The sequence below is a fragment of the Streptomyces sp. NPDC090119 genome (genome assembly GCF_044747085.1).
Lineage (GTDB): Bacteria > Actinomycetota > Actinomycetes > Streptomycetales > Streptomycetaceae > Streptomyces.
The window spans coordinates 378,198-392,259 of sequence record NZ_JBIVDK010000007.1 but is presented as its reverse complement, the minus strand read 5'-3'; the positions used below and the strand labels follow the sequence as shown (position 1 = coordinate 392,259).

The following is a 14,062-nucleotide window of genomic DNA, read 5'->3' as shown; positions in this document are numbered from 1 at the left end:
ACCGATCACCACGAACGACGACGAGGTACGGACTTCATGAACGACCAGAACCAGCCCGACGGCTCGGCCGCGCACGAGTACGAGCACGGGGCTCTCGGCGACGCCGAGTACGCGGAGTTCATGCAGCTCGCCGCGGACGAGGGCTTCGACATCGAGGCCGTCGAGGGCGCCATCGAGGAGGCGGGCCACGGCCCGCTGCCCGTGCTCGCCGTCGTGGGCCGCCCGAACGTCGGCAAGTCGACCCTGGTGAACCGGATCATCGGCCGCCGCGAGGCGGTCGTCGAGGACAAGCCGGGCGTCACCCGCGACCGCGTCACCTATGAGGCGGAATGGGCCGGCCGCCGTTTCAAGGTGGTCGACACCGGCGGCTGGGAGCAGGACGTCCTCGGTATCGACGCCTCCGTGGCCGCCCAGGCCGAGTACGCCATCGAGGCGGCCGACGCGGTCGTCTTCGTGGTGGACGCCAAGGTCGGCGCCACCGACACCGACGAGGCCGTGGTCCGGCTGCTGCGCAAGGCGGGCAAGCCGGTCGTGCTGGCCGCCAACAAGGTCGACGGCCTCAGCGGCGAGTCCGACGCCGCCTACCTGTGGTCCCTGGGCCTCGGCGAGCCGCACCCGGTCTCCGCGCTGCACGGCCGGGGCACCGGCGACATGCTGGACGCCGTCCTGGAGGCGCTGCCCGAGGCGCCCGCGCAGACCTTCGGCAACGCCGTCGGCGGCCCGCGCCGGATCGCGCTGATCGGCCGCCCGAACGTCGGCAAGTCCTCGCTGCTGAACAAGGTGGCGGGCGAGGAGCGCGTCGTCGTCAACGAGATGGCGGGCACCACCCGCGACCCGGTCGACGAGATGATCGAGCTGGGCGGCAAGACCTGGAAGTTCGTGGACACCGCCGGTATCCGCAAGCGGGTCCACCTCCAGCAGGGCGCCGACTACTACGCCTCCCTGCGCACGGCCGCGGCCGTGGAGAAGGCCGAGGTCGCCGTCATCCTGCTGGACGCCTCCGAGAACATCTCCGTGCAGGACCAGCGCATCGTCACCATGGCCGTCGACGCGGGCCGCGCCGTGGTCCTCGCCTTCAACAAGTGGGACACCCTCGACGAGGAGCGCCGCTACTACCTGGAGCGCGAGATCGAGACCGAGCTGGGCCAGGTCGCCTGGGCCCCGCGCGTCAACGTCTCCGCCCGTACCGGCCGCCACATGGAGAAGCTGGTCCCGGCGATCGAGACCGCGCTCGACGGCTGGGAGGCGCGCGTCCCCACCGGCCGCCTGAACGCCTTCCTCGGCGAGCTGGTCGCCGCCCACCCGCACCCGGTGCGGGGCGGCAAGCAGCCGCGCATCCTGTTCGGCACCCAGGCGGGCACCAAGCCCCCGCGCTTCGTCCTCTTCGCCTCCGGCTTCATCGAGGCGGGCTACCGGCGCTTCATCGAGCGCCGTCTGCGCGAGGAGTTCGGCTTCGAGGGCACCCCGATCCACATCTCGGTGCGGGTGCGCGAGAAGCGCGGCGCGAAGAAGAAGTGACCGCCACGGCGGACACCCGCGCATGACGAAAGGGCGGCCCGGTCTCGGTACGAGACGGGCCGCCCTTTCGTTTCCGGCTCAGCTGCCCTGGCGCGGAGCCGGGGGGAGCGCCGCCGGGCCGGGGCCGTCGTCGTCCGGCCGGGCCCGCCCGATCGTGCCGATCCGCTGCCACTGGGACTGCTGCCGCGCGCTGTACGCCCCCGCGCTGTAGGCGCTGTAGGAGCTGCTGAACGACCCCGGCCGATGCCCGCCGTACGAGCCCGTGCCCTGGGGAAGGTTCCCGAAGGCGGTGAAATCGAGGTTCTCCTCACCACTGCGATCGAAGGGCAGCGTGCGGAAGCTCTTGACCCACTCCGCGTACAGCGTGTCGTAGATCGGCGTGGACGAGGGCCCGCCGGAGTTCTCCTGCCCGGACCGGGCGACGGGAACGGGGGACAGGGCGGGTCGGCGGGAAGGAGTGTCGTATGGGTGCACGTATGTCCAAACGACGGTGCCTCCAAAGAGATGCGGCCCCGCGCGGGGCCTTCGGAGGCGCGCCGGACAGCACGGGCGGCCGTGCCGGCCCCGGGGGATGGGGGACCGGCACGGCTGGTGCCCGGCGGAGGGGGGGGCTCAGGTACCGGCGAGCGGCAGCGCGGCCGCGACCAGTCGGCCGTTGGCGGCGGCCTTGTCCAGTGCGTCGCGCAGCAGGTCCTCGCGGGGCTGACGGCCGATGGAGCCGACCGGGGCCGCGAACATCAGCACCTGCTGGTGCTTGTTGGCGGCGGCCCGCCAGCTGTCCGTGACCTGTAGCGGCTGGTGCGCCTGCCACCAGGCCACCGGCCGCCCGCCGTTCGGTCCCGGCTGCAGCACCGCGTGCAGCTGGCCCACGGCGAGCAGCACCGACCAGCCGTGCAGCACCGGCGGGACGGCGGCCAGCTCGGTCAGGGGCATGAAGCCCTGCTCGATGAGGAGCGGCAGGAAGTCGTCACCGCCCCCGGTGGCGCCGGGGCGCGCGATGGGCGCGGTCGGCTCGACCACGAGCGCCGGGTGCAACTCGCCCTCGATCAGCACCAGTCCGCTGGTCACCCCGAGCACGGCGGGCTCGGGCACCGTCTGCCGGGGCTGCTCCTCGGGGGCCGCCTCGCCGCCGATGGAACGGACGGCGCCCTGCAACTGCTCCTCGGTGACCTGCACGACCTGCGAGGGCAGACAGCCCGCGTGGGCGAAGGCGAGGACGGCGGTCTCGTCACCGACGAACAGGACGGTGCTGGTGCGTTCCTGCCCGGAGTCCCCCGGAGTGCGGCAGGACGTGCAGTCATAACTGCCCGGAGCGGTCTCTCCGGCGAGCAGCCGGTCGGCTTCTTCGTCGCCGATCTCGGCGCGTACGGCCTCACTGACGTCGAGCATGCGCAACACGGTGGCTCCCTCGGGATGCGCGCGGTCGGCCGGGTGGCTCCCGGTCGCTGAGCCTTGGGGTTGCGGGCTCACGCAGAAGACAACGGGCGTGCTGTGGTGGGGGTCACGCCCCAGGGGGAACGGAATCGAACCGGCCGCCGCACAGGGTCACTTTCGGCACGGAATCGGCCACTCCCCGTCAACTCCGTACACGGTCAAGGAACTTGAACGGGTGATGTGCGTCACGGGCAGGTGCCGCCCATGGTCGACAAGTACGGAAATAACCGTATGAAGTGGTTGGCCGGAAATCGCCGATACCTGCGGTAACCGTCAACTGGCCTGCCATGAAGGGGTGTTGTTGAAATGCGGCACCTGTCCTCCTTAGATTCCTTCGCCGTGTGCAACTTGCACCGCTCGGGTAGGTCCGCCGCCCGGCGCCGGGTCCGACAGGGACACGGCACCGGAACCGGTGGACGGGGCGGGCACGAGGAACCGCGCTCCCGCGCGGCGAGACGCGCCCCGCCCAGGGGGAGCCCGGGTTCGTGGAGAGGGAACTGCATGTCCGAGTGTGCCGATACCACCCGTTCGACCGCCCGTAAGGGCCGTACGACGGCCGCCCTCGCCGGAGCCGCGCTGCTCGCCCCGCTGGGGCTGCTGGCCGCCTCCGGAGAGGCGCAGGCGGCGGACAACGGAGTCTGGGACCGCATCGCCCAGTGCGAGAGCGGCGGCAACTGGCACATCAACACCGGCAACGGCTACTACGGCGGACTCCAGTTCTCCGCCGGTACGTGGCGTGCCTACGGCGGCGGCGCCTATGCCGCCACCGCGGACCAGGCGTCGAGAAGCGCGCAGATCGCCGTGGCGTCCAGGGTCCAGCAGGCCCAGGGCTGGGGGGCCTGGCCGGTCTGCTCCGGCCGCGCCGGGGCCTACGGGTCCGCACCGTCCGGCGCCTCGGCGACGGGCACCGGGACCGACAAGGGCGTGACGAAGAAGTCCAGCCCGACGAGGTCCGCCCCGACCCGGACCGCTCCGCAGCGGTCCGCCCAGGTCCCGCAGCGCCCGGCGACGACCCACGCCGACCGGGGAGCCCACCGCGGTGGCTACACCGTCCGCCAGGGCGACACGCTGAGCACCATCGCCGCCCGGCACGGGGTGAGCTGGCAGCGGGTCTACGAGGCCAACCGGTCGGTCATCGGGGCCGACCCGAACCTGATCGTGCCGGGGCAGCAGCTCGCGCTCTGACGCGAGGCCCCGCCTCGACGGCCGACGGCCGCCGCCCTCCGGAGGGCGGCGGCCGTTCGCATGTCTGTTCGTGCCGGGAGTCCGTGAATTCCCTGTGCGCCGTCAGCTCCGGGGCGCCTGCTCCGCATTTCCCGGGAAAAACGTTCCGGTCCTGTTATTGGCCGGTTCCGGTGCGTGATCCGACGCATTACGACCACTAATTGGGCCCCGCGCAGGGCCGCACGGGAAAGTTTTGTTCGATTACCCCGTGAAGGTGAACGGAAACCCCCATACGTGTGACGGAGTACGCGGGTGACGGGTGACGGGTGCCGGGAAGCTGTGACAGAAGTGTGACCGGGGAACCCCGAGGCCCGTCGGGGCGGGTGCCTTCCGTAGTCGTCGCGGGCCGCCTAGCGTGGCCGCATGGCACAGATTCCCGCTCCGCCACCGGAGCCGCAGGACACCCTGGACAGCTATGTCGGCCTGGCCGCGGAGGACGCCGACCGGCGCGCCCGGGGCCAGGGCTGGCAGACGGTACGGGCGCTGCCGCCCGGCGCGATCATCACCATGGAGTACCGCACGGGCCGTCTGAACTTCGAGGTGAAGGACGGCCGGGTCGCCCGTGTCTGGAAGGGCTGACCCGGCCGTCAGGGGCGCGCGGCCTGCGAGGCGCCGCGCGGCAGCCGGTCCGTGTGCGCCGGTCGGCGGCTGCCCGCCGGGGTGACCGGCGAGCGCTCGGAGCGGGCCGTGTGCGGGCCCGGCGCCAGATGGATCGGCGCCCGGGCCCCGCGCGCGGAGGTGACCGGCTCCCGCGCCGGTACGGACGGCTCGGCCGCCTGGGCCAGCGGCTGGAGCGCCACCGGGGCGAGCGGCGCGGCCGTCGCCGGTACCCGGCGCCGCCAGCGGGCGCGCAGCCGGTCCCGCAGCGCGAACAGCGCGTTCTCCGCCCGGGAGATCAGCGGCTCGAACCAGGGCAGCGCCAGCAGGATCAGCAGCCCGGCGGCCCAGCCCAGCAGTACGTCGCTCAGCCAGTGCGTACCGAGGTAGACGGTGGTGAGGCCGACGCCGAGCGAGGTGACGGCGGAGAGCGCGGACAGCCAGCGGCGCGCCCGCGCGGTGGAGGCCAGATAGGCCAGGATGCCCCAGGTCACGACCGCGTTGGCGGTGTGACCGGAGGGAAATATGTCCCCGCCCATACCCATCTCGTTCGCGCCGATCACCGTGGCGTAGTGCGGGCCGAGCCGGCCCATGCCGAGCTTGGCGGCGCCGACCGTGATGTTCAGCAGCAGCAGCGAGGCGGCCAGGGTCAGCAGCGGACGGACCGTGTGCTGCCGCCAGGAGCGCCAGCCGAGCCAGGCCGCGACCATCACCGCGGTGGGGCCGCGCTGGCCGAGCACCACGTAGTAGTCGAGGAAGGCGTGGATGCCCGGCCACTGCTGGTACGGGCGGAAGAACATGACCTGCCAGTCCAGCCGGACCAGCCAGGACGTGGTGATCACGGCCCACACGATCGCCAGGTAGAAAGCCAGGGTCGACGAGAACAGCACGGCCCGGTGCCGGGACATCCTCGGCACGTCGATGTGGGCCGGCCGTTCCGGCTCCCGGTCCAGCCTGGTGAACACCCGGTCCAGACGCCGGGTGAGGTTTCGTTCGGTACGCACCCAATCGACGTTACAGCGAGTGAGCTGTGTTCCATGTCAGTACTGGGGCTTTGTGATGACGATGTGATGTGGGAAACCTCTCAGGAACCCCTTGAATTCATGAACGTCGCCGATATCGCCGGAGCCGTCCCCGCATTTTGCCCGATCGGGCCGGGAGCGGTTTTATGGCGCTTTTAAATTGGTTCACCGAAAGGTGGCCCGGTATTCGGTCGGCGCTCACCCGGTCGGCCTGGCCCGATCAGGGCGGGCCGGAGCCGTTCAGCCACAGGGCGCCGTAGACCGCCGCCAGGGCCGCGAGCGCGGAGGTGAGCAGCGCCGCGCGAGCCGGACGCGCCCGGGCCAGGGCGCGGGCCAGGGGGAGGAGGAGCGGGAAGGCGGGGATCAGGAGCCGGGGCTTGGAGCCGAAGTAGCTCGACGCGCACAGGGCCAGCGCCAGGACGACACCGCTGTACACCAGCAGCGCGAGCGGCTGCCGCTGGCGCACCCCGGTCAGGTACAGCCAGATCAACAGGGCGACACCGATGATCAGGGCGGCGCCCGCGAGCGCCGAGGGGAACGCGGTGAGCATGCCGCCGACGAAGCGCGCGAAGGCGTAGCCGCCGTCGAACCCGTTGCGCCACCCGGCCTGGACGTCGAGATAGCCGAGCAGCCCGTCCCCGGTGCGGTGGCCCACCCACAGCACATAGGCCGCCGCGCCCAGCGGAGCCAGCGCCGCGCCCAGCACCCGCCGCCACGCGGGGGCGCGCGCCGGGATGAGTGCGCCGCGCGGGCCGGGCGCGCTCCCGGTTCGCCCGGACGAGGCGATGGCCGCGACCCACACCGCGGCGACCACCGCCGCCCCCACCGGCCGGGTCAGCCCGGCTAGGCAGGCCAGCAGCCCCGCCGTCACCCAGCGCCCGGACAGCACCGCGAACAGCGACCAGGCGGCCAGCGCGGTGAACAGGGACTCGCTGTACGCCATCGACTGCACGACACCGACCGGCAGTACCGCCCACAGCAGCACCACGCACACCCCGGCCCGCGCCCCGTAAAGCCGGTCCGCCACCGCGAAGATCCCGCCCGCCGCCGCCAGCGAGGACAGCGCGGAGACCGCGAGACCCGCGTCCGCGTACGACAGCGAGGTCAGCGCGTGCAGCAGCCGCTCCAGCCAGGGCAGCAGCGGGAAGAAGGCGAGGTCGGAGTGGACGTCACCGTTCGGCAGCCGGACCTCGTGGCCGTAGCCCGCCCCGGCGACCCGCGCGTACCAGAGGGAGTCCCAGCGGGCGGAGAGCAGCTTGTGCGCGCTCGTGCCCCGCGCGGCGCTCCACGCGGCCAGCACGGCCAGCCCCAGGGCGCGGACCCCGACGTACCCCAGCAGCGCCGGAAGGGCCCGGCGGGGCAGGGAGGTCTCGGGCGGGGCCGCCCGCGTCGCTGTCTCGGTCACGGGCCGATTATCGACGGCCGCGCGGACCGCCCCGTCATCCGCCGGTGACCCCAGGTGGCGGGGTGGCGCACGCCACACGGATCGAGCGCAACCATGAGAGGTCCGCCACGTGACCTGGGCGTGAACTCGCGTACGCTGACGAGCCACCCGCGTGGGTCCGAGCGGGCCTTCACGGCACCGCTCCTCTCCGGGCCTCTCCGGTTACTGGCACGGAGACCCCCACCCCGCCGACCCGCCGCACGCGAGGATTCTTCTGGGAGGTACGTACATGTCCGGGACGACCACGGCCGCTGTCCGGCCGTCCCGTGAGGCGACCGGCGTCAACCGCTGGATCGTCCTCGTCGTCCTCTGTGTCAGCCTGCTGCTCGTCGCGCTCGACGCCACCGTGCTGCACGTGGCGGTCCCCGCCGTCACCGAGGACCTCCGGCCCAGCGCGGTCGAACTGCTCTGGATCGTCGACATCTATCCCCTGGTCTGCGCCTCGCTGCTGATCCTCTTCGGCACGCTGGGCGACCGGGTCGGACGCAGACGCGTCCTGCTGCTCGGCTACGCCCTGTTCGGCGTGGCCTCGGCCGTCGCCGCCCTCGCCCACAACGGCGAGACGCTGATCCTGGCCCGCGCGCTGCTCGGCGTCGGCGGCGCCATGATCATGCCCGCCACGCTGTCCATCCTGCGCCAGGTCTTCCCCGACCGGCGCGAGCGGGCGCTCGCCATCGGCATCTGGAGCGCGGTCGCCGCCGTAGGCGCGGCCGTCGGCCCGCTGCTCGGCGGGTTCCTGCTGGAGCACTTCTGGTGGGGCTCGGTCTTCCTGGTCAACATCCCGCTGATGCTGGTGAGCCTGCCCATCGGCCGGATGCTGCTGCCCGAGTCCCGCGGCGAGCGCGACGGCCCCTGGGACATCACCGGTGCCCTGATGGCGGCGGGCGGCCTCTTCGGCGTCGTCCTCGGCGTCAAGCGGCTCGGCGGCGGCGAGGACATGACCGGCCCGCTCACCCTGGTGCCGCTCCTGGTCGGCGTGGCCCTGCTGGTCCTCTTCGTCCGGCGCCAGTCCAGCCGCGCCCACCCCCTGGTCGACCTGAGCATGTTCCGGCGGCCCGCCTTCAGCACCTCGGTGGGCTGCATCGTGCTCGCCATGCTGGCCCTGGTCGGCCTGCAGCTGATCGCCGCGCAGTATCTCCAGCTGGTGCTGGGGCTGTCCCCGCTCCAGACCGGACTGCGGCTGCTGCCGCTGACCGTCGCCGCGATGGCGGCCGGACTCGCGGGCGCACGGGTGCTGCGCACCCTCGGGCCACGCCGGATGGTCTGCGCCGGGTTCGTGCTCACCGCCGTCGCCGTCGTCCTGCTCACCGCGATGGGCGGCCACGACAACACCCCGCTGCTGCTCAGCGGCTTCGTCCTGCTCGGGTTCGGCCTGGAGACGACCCTCTTCGGCGCCTACGAGTCCATGCTCAGCGAGGCCCCGGCCGACCGGGCCGGCGGCGCCGCCGCCATCGGCGAGACCTCCTACCAGCTGGGCGCCGGTATCGGCATCGCCCTGCTCGGCAGCGTGATGAACGCCGCCTACGCGCCCGCCCTCAAGTCGGTGCCCGGCGTCTCCGCCTCCGACTCCTCGGCCGCGGGCCGCTCCCTGGGCGAGGCGTACGAGGTCGCCGCGCGGCTCGGCGGGCCCGCCGGGGTCGCGCTGCGGCACGCCGCCCGCGACTCCTTCGTGCACGGACTCCATGTGACGCTGCTGGTCAGCGCCGGTCTGCTGCTGCTCGGCGCGCTGATGGCGCTCCGGCTGCCGAAGGCCATGAGCTGCGCGCCGGAGGGTGCCGAGGCGGCGGAGCCGGTGGGGAGGCCCGCGGGGGAGCGCCCCGTACCGCTGGCCAAGGGGGAGCTGCCCGGGCCCAGGGCGGCCGGGAAACCCACGGTCTCCGCCTGACCTCCGGCGCGGTCGCTCTGGACGTGCGGCGCGCTCGGCCGTAACGTCGGCCGTGCATCGTAACTAGCGCTGCTAGTTTTACAGAGCCGCAGAGTGCCGGAGGGTGTTTCCCATGTCCGCGTCCCCGAAGCCGCCCGCGTTCGACCCCGCCGATCCGCTCGGCCTCGACGACCTCCTCGACCCCGAGGACCTCGCCGTCCGCGACACCGTCCGCTCCTGGGCGGCCGACCGCGTGCTGCCGTACGTGGCCGACTGGTACGAGAAGGGCGAGCTGCCCGGCATCCGGGAGCTGGCCCGCGAACTCGGCTCGATCGGCGCCCTCGGCATGTCCCTCACCGGGTACGGCTGCGCGGGCGCGTCGTCCGTGCAGTACGGCCTGGCCTGCCTGGAGCTGGAGGCCGCCGACTCCGGCATCCGCTCCCTGGTCTCGGTGCAGGGCTCGCTCGCCATGTACGCGATCCACCGGTACGGCAGCGAGGAGCAGAAGACCGAGTGGCTGCCCCGCATGGCCTCCGGCGAGGTGATCGGCTGCTTCGGGCTGACCGAGCCCGACCACGGCTCCGACCCGGCGGGCATGCGTACGTTCGCCAAGCGGGACGGCGACGACTGGGTGCTCAGCGGGCGCAAGATGTGGATCACCAACGGTTCCGTCGCCGGGGTCGCGGTGGTCTGGGCGCGTACCGAGGACGGCATCCGGGGTTTCGTCGTCCCCACGGACAGCCCCGGCTTCTCGGCGCCGGAGATCAAGCACAAGTGGTCGCTGCGGGCCTCGGTCACCAGCGAACTCGTGCTGGACGACGTACGGCTGCCCGCCGACGCGGTGCTGCCGGAGGTCACCGGGCTGCGCGGACCGCTCGGCTGTCTCTCGCACGCCCGGTACGGCATCGTCTGGGGCTCGATGGGCGCCGCCCGCAGCAGCTTCGAGGCCGCCCTCGACTACGCGCGGACGCGGGAGCAGTTCGGGCGGCCCATCGGGGGCTTCCAGCTCACCCAGGCCAAGCTCGCCGACATGGCGGTCGAGCTGCACAAGGGAATCCTGCTCGCCCATCATCTGGGGCGCCGCATGGACGCCGGGCGGCTGCGGCCCGAGCAGATCAGTTTCGGCAAGCTGAACAACGTCCGCGAGGCCATCGAGATCTGCCGGACGGCGCGGACGATCCTCGGTGCCAACGGGATCTCCCTCGAATACCCCGTGATGCGGCACGCGACCAACCTCGAGTCGGTGCTCACCTACGAGGGCACCGTCGAGATGCACCAGCTGGTGCTGGGCAAGGCGCTCACCGGGCTCGACGCCTTCCGGTGAGCCCCCTGGGGGCGGGGCCGGTGAGCGGCCCCGCCTCAGCTCTGGTTGAAGAAGCCGTCCTCCCGGCGGCCCGCCGGTTCACCGCTGATGATCTCGGTGTGGGCGGGCGTCAGCAGGAAGACCCGCGTCGCCACCCGCTCGATGGTCCCCCGCAGCCCGAAGGTGAGTCCGGCCGCGAAGTCGACCACGCGCTTGGCGTCGGTGCCCTCCATCGCCGTGAGGTTCATGATGACCGGGACACCGTCCCGGAACAGTTCGCCGATGGCGCGGGCGTCCCGGAAGCTGTCCGGGGTGACCGTGCCGATCCGGCGGCCCTTGTCCTCGGCCGTGTCCGCGGCCACCTTCACCCGCGGGTCGGTGACCCAGGCGTCGGCGGACTCCGTGCCCTCGGAGTAGTCGTCGTCGTAGTAACGCTCGTCTTCGTTGTCGTCGACGAGGCCGAGCCACGCACTCGCCTTGCGTACCGATCCCATGGACGCCTCCTCTCACAGCGGTCTTGCTCGTTCTTCGCGTACCTATGGTCATCCATGATGCGGACGGCGCGCCAAGTGGATAGACGCCGCGCGGGGGGTTTGTGACGGTACTGGTGCACGATCGATCCGTCGAGAGCCCTTGTGCCCCAAGGGCGGCGACTCATACGGCTGCTGACTGTGAGTGAAATATGATTTGTCGCGGCGGATGGGTGATGTGTGGTGTGTCCGGGTGACGGATGGGGTCTCCGGGACGCCCGAGGTGGGGCTTGTGGGGAGATTGTCGGCTTTTGTGACTTGAGGGAACGTCAGGGTGCGCGGGTCGTCTGATCGTTGAGCCGTGTACGGCCGAAAGGCACCCTTGTGCCGACCGGTCGGTCGGCCGAATACTCCCCCTCAGCGCTTGTCAGGGGCATGCACGTCCGATCGACCTGCCGCTGGCTGCGCCTCACGGGCCCCGACCCCACGCGGGCCCCCGAATTCCCCAGGAGGGAACGACACGTGAGGATCAAGCGCACCACTCCCCGAGGCCGTATCGCCAGACGTACCCAGCTCACGGCGGCCGTCAGCGGCCTCCTCGCCGTCGCGGCCTTCGCCGCCCCCACCGCGAACGCCAGCGACGCCCACACGTTCAGCGCCGGTCAGCTCACCAAGGCGAGCGACTCCGTCCGCCAGGCCGACGTCCCCGGCACCGCCTGGGCCGTCGACAGCAAGACCAACCGCGTCCTCGTCACCGTCGACAGCACGGTGTCCCAGGCCGAGATCGCCAAGATCAAGAAGCAGGCCGGGGCCGACGCGCTCACCATCAAGCGCACGGCCGGCAAGTTCAACAAGCTGATCACCGGCGGCGACGCCATCTACGGCGGCTCCTACCGCTGCTCGCTCGGCTTCAACGTCCGCAGCGGCAGCACGTACTACTTCCTGACCGCCGGGCACTGCGGTGAGGTCGCCTCCACCTGGTACAGCAACTCCGCCAAGACCACGGTGCTCGGCACCAACGTCGGGTACAGCTTCCCCGGCAACGACTTCGCGCTGGTGCGCTACACCAACTCGTCCGTCGCGCACCCGAGCGCTGTCGGCAGCCAGACCATCAGCAGCGCGGCCACCCCGGCCGTCGGGACCACCGTGACCCGGCGCGGGTCCACGACCGGTACCCACAGCGGGCGGGTCACCGCGCTGAACGCCACCGTCAACTACGGCAGCGGGGACGTCGTCTCCGGGCTCATCCAGACCACCGTGTGCGCCGAGGGCGGTGACAGTGGTGGTCCGCTGTACGGGGGCAGTGTCGCGTACGGGCTCACCTCCGGGGGCAGCGGCAACTGCTCCTCCGGTGGGACGACGTTCTTCCAGCCCGTCACCGAGGCGTTGAGCTACTACGGGGTGACGCTTCCCTAGGTTGCCCGGGGTTCCTGAGGTTCCCTGACGGGCCGTCTCCCTGACGGGTCGGTTCGAGCGGGCCCTCGTACGCGGTGAAGTCGCGTGCGGGGGTCCGCTTTTTGCTGCGCGGTTCGGTGGGGGTGCCGGTTTTTGTCGTGGGGTTCGGCGGGGGTGTCGGTGCCGGGGAGGGTGGGTGACTGTGTGGGGGGTCTGTGCAGGGGGTGTGGGGCTTCGGGTTTCGGGTGTTTTGGGAGGGGCTGTTTTCAGACACCTGATGTTGTTGCTTTGGGGTGGTCGGGTTTTGGCGTTTCGTGTTTGCGCTGCGAATTTCCTGCAGTGACTGTCCTCGGTCAAGCTGGGGAGGTTGTTCGAGAGTCCGGCCTGAAGTCGGTCTTGTGTGCCCGCTGTGACCTTCGGAAGAGTGGGCGCTCGTCAACCAGCCTTCCGGTCCGTCAGGTCCCCACAACCTGCGGATCGACCCCCCACAGGAGGACGTGAGTTGAAGCATCGACGCATACCCGCACGCCGGGCCGCGATCGCCGGAGCGGGTGTTCTCGCACTGGTCGGAGCGGGTGTCACCTTCCAGACTGCGAACGCCAGCGAACCCGTGAACTCCGGTTCCGCCCCCGACGCGCGCGTTCTGTCCGCTCCCGCGGCCGGAAAGCTCGCCTCCACGCTGCTCGCCGACCTCGGCTCCGACAGCGCGGGCAGCTACTACGACGCCCAGGCCAAGAGCCTCGTCGTCAACGTGCTCAACGCCTCCGACGCCGATACCGTCCAGGCGGCCGGCGCCAAGGCCAGAATCGTCTCCCACTCGCTCGCCGTGCTCGACGGGGCGCGGTCCACGCTCAAGCGGGACGCGACGATTCCCGGTACCTCGTGGGCTACCGATCCGGTGTCCAACAAGGTCGTCGTCACCGCGGACAAGACCGTGTCCGCTGCTCAGTACGCCAAGTTGGGGAAGGTCGTCTCCGGGCTCGGGGGCACTACCGAACTGAAGCGGTCCACCGGGGAGTTCAAGCCCTTCGTCTCCGGTGGTGACGCCATCAACGGGTCGGGTGGGCGGTGTTCGCTCGGGTTCAACGTGACCAAGGGCGGGGCGCCGTACTTCCTCACCGCGGGGCACTGCACCGCTTCGATCTCCAGCTGGACCGACTCGGCCGGGAATGCCATCGGGTCGAACGAGGATTCCAGCTTTCCCGGGAACGACTACGGGCTCGTGAAGTACGTCGACGGGGTCTCGCACCCCAGCGAGGTCAATCTCTACAACGGGTCTGCTCAGGCGATCTCGGGGGCCGCCGAAGCCACTGTGGGGATGAAGGTCACTCGTAGCGGGTCGACCACTCAGGTGCACGACGGGACCGTCACGGGGCTCAACGCGACCGTGAACTACTCCGAGGGGACCGTGAGCGGGCTGATCCAGACCGATGTGTGCGCTGAGCCCGGGGACAGTGGTGGGTCACTGTTCTCCGGGAGCAGTGCCGTCGGCCTGACCTCGGGGGGCAGTGGGGACTGCTCCGCCGGTGGGGAGACGTTCTTCCAGCCGGTGACCGAGGCGCTGTCCGCCACCGGGACTCAGATCGGTTGAGGTTCGGCTTCGGGCCCCCGCTTCTCCTTCGGGAGGGCGGGGGCCCTTTTGCGTCTGCCGCCGGGTGTCGGGTGTGGCCGGTTGTGTCGGGGGCGGGGCCGCGCCGGGGGGTGTCCGTCCTCGGTCCGGCGACTTTTGTCTCTTTGGTCGTTCGGGTTGGTGTTTCGCCGGCCGCTGCGGGCGGACACCCCCCCCGGCAC

12 protein-coding genes are annotated in these 14,062 nt (G+C 71.5%); 7 read left to right on the top strand and 5 right to left on the bottom strand.

Features of this window, described 5'->3' with window-relative positions; genetic code table 11:
* The first annotated feature begins 36 nt into the window (after positions 1 to 36).
* Positions 37 to 1,518 (top strand): ribosome biogenesis GTPase Der, encoded by a 1,482-nt coding sequence (gene der, locus ACIPPM_RS28985; protein ID WP_401453044.1) that lies wholly within the window; start codon positions 37 to 39, stop codon positions 1,516 to 1,518.
* A 78-nt stretch (positions 1,519 to 1,596) separates the two neighbouring features.
* On the opposite strand, the gene ACIPPM_RS28980 is transcribed toward der, so the two are convergent.
* Together ACIPPM_RS28980 and ACIPPM_RS28975 are read right to left on the bottom strand one after the other, a co-directional pair.
* On the bottom strand, positions 1,597 to 1,992 hold the full coding sequence (locus ACIPPM_RS28980; RefSeq protein WP_401453042.1) for a hypothetical protein: 396 nt from the start codon (positions 1,990 to 1,992) through the stop codon (positions 1,597 to 1,599).
* Between the two features lie 138 nt (positions 1,993 to 2,130).
* A complete protein-coding gene (locus ACIPPM_RS28975; RefSeq protein WP_401453040.1) occupies positions 2,131 to 2,916 on the bottom strand; it encodes a hypothetical protein in 786 nt (261 codons plus the stop codon).
* 537 nt (positions 2,917 to 3,453) lie between these two features.
* Between ACIPPM_RS28975 and ACIPPM_RS28970 the strand changes: the two genes are divergently transcribed.
* Together ACIPPM_RS28970 and ACIPPM_RS28965 are read left to right on the top strand one after the other, a co-directional pair.
* Positions 3,454 to 4,137, top strand: coding sequence for a transglycosylase family protein (locus tag ACIPPM_RS28970; protein WP_401453038.1), 684 nt, complete (start codon positions 3,454 to 3,456; stop codon positions 4,135 to 4,137).
* Between the two features lie 402 nt (positions 4,138 to 4,539).
* Complete coding sequence (locus tag ACIPPM_RS28965; protein WP_393596317.1) at positions 4,540 to 4,755, top strand: I78 family peptidase inhibitor; 216 nt, start codon at positions 4,540 to 4,542, stop codon at positions 4,753 to 4,755.
* Positions 4,756 to 4,763: 8 nt separating this feature from the next.
* Here the strand turns inward: ACIPPM_RS28965 and ACIPPM_RS28960 are convergent, their stop codons facing one another.
* Both ACIPPM_RS28960 and ACIPPM_RS28955 read right to left on the bottom strand, forming a co-directional pair.
* The gene (locus ACIPPM_RS28960) at positions 4,764 to 5,777 is read right to left on the bottom strand and encodes a phosphatase PAP2 family protein (RefSeq protein WP_401453035.1); all 1,014 of its coding nucleotides are present in this window, start codon (positions 5,775 to 5,777) and stop codon (positions 4,764 to 4,766) included.
* Between the two features lie 238 nt (positions 5,778 to 6,015).
* On the bottom strand, positions 6,016 to 7,200 hold the full coding sequence (locus ACIPPM_RS28955; protein WP_401453033.1) for a glycosyltransferase family 39 protein: 1,185 nt from the start codon (positions 7,198 to 7,200) through the stop codon (positions 6,016 to 6,018).
* 268 nt (positions 7,201 to 7,468) lie between these two features.
* Here ACIPPM_RS28955 and ACIPPM_RS28950 point away from each other — a divergent pair, with 268 nt between their 5' ends.
* Positions 7,469 to 9,124, top strand: a complete 1,656-nt coding sequence (locus tag ACIPPM_RS28950; RefSeq protein ID WP_401453031.1) for an MFS transporter — start codon at positions 7,469 to 7,471, stop codon at positions 9,122 to 9,124.
* A gap of 112 nt (positions 9,125 to 9,236) precedes the next feature.
* Positions 9,237 to 10,427 carry an acyl-CoA dehydrogenase family protein gene (locus ACIPPM_RS28945; protein ID WP_401453029.1) on the top strand — a complete coding sequence of 397 codons (1,191 nt, stop codon included), beginning with the start codon at positions 9,237 to 9,239 and terminating at the stop codon, positions 10,425 to 10,427.
* A gap of 35 nt (positions 10,428 to 10,462) precedes the next feature.
* Here ACIPPM_RS28945 and ACIPPM_RS28940 read toward each other — a convergent pair whose 3' ends face one another.
* A complete protein-coding gene (locus tag ACIPPM_RS28940) occupies positions 10,463 to 10,900 on the bottom strand; it encodes a cell division protein SepF (RefSeq protein WP_393596322.1) in 438 nt (145 codons plus the stop codon).
* Positions 10,901 to 11,398: 498 nt separating this feature from the next.
* Between ACIPPM_RS28940 and ACIPPM_RS28935 the strand changes: the two genes are divergently transcribed.
* Together ACIPPM_RS28935 and ACIPPM_RS28930 are read left to right on the top strand one after the other, a co-directional pair.
* Complete coding sequence (locus ACIPPM_RS28935; RefSeq protein ID WP_401453027.1) at positions 11,399 to 12,292, top strand: S1 family peptidase; 894 nt, start codon at positions 11,399 to 11,401, stop codon at positions 12,290 to 12,292.
* A gap of 481 nt (positions 12,293 to 12,773) precedes the next feature.
* Complete coding sequence (locus tag ACIPPM_RS28930; RefSeq protein WP_401453025.1) at positions 12,774 to 13,862, top strand: S1 family peptidase; 1,089 nt, start codon at positions 12,774 to 12,776, stop codon at positions 13,860 to 13,862.
* Positions 13,863 to 14,062 lie beyond the last annotated feature (200 nt).

Excerpts from the sequence above, each read along its gene's own strand:
- der (WP_401453044.1), top strand. The coding sequence starts at position 37 with ATGAACGACCAGAACCAGCCCGACGGCTCGGCCGCGCACGAGTACGAG.
- ACIPPM_RS28970 (WP_401453038.1), top strand. The coding sequence starts at position 3,454 with ATGTCCGAGTGTGCCGATACCACCCGTTCGACCGCCCGTAAGGGCCGT.
- ACIPPM_RS28965 (WP_393596317.1), top strand. The coding sequence starts at position 4,540 with ATGGCACAGATTCCCGCTCCGCCACCGGAGCCGCAGGACACCCTGGAC.
- ACIPPM_RS28950 (WP_401453031.1), top strand. The coding sequence starts at position 7,469 with ATGTCCGGGACGACCACGGCCGCTGTCCGGCCGTCCCGTGAGGCGACC.
- ACIPPM_RS28945 (WP_401453029.1), top strand. The coding sequence starts at position 9,237 with ATGTCCGCGTCCCCGAAGCCGCCCGCGTTCGACCCCGCCGATCCGCTC.
- ACIPPM_RS28940 (WP_393596322.1), bottom strand. The coding sequence starts at position 10,900 with ATGGGATCGGTACGCAAGGCGAGTGCGTGGCTCGGCCTCGTCGACGAC.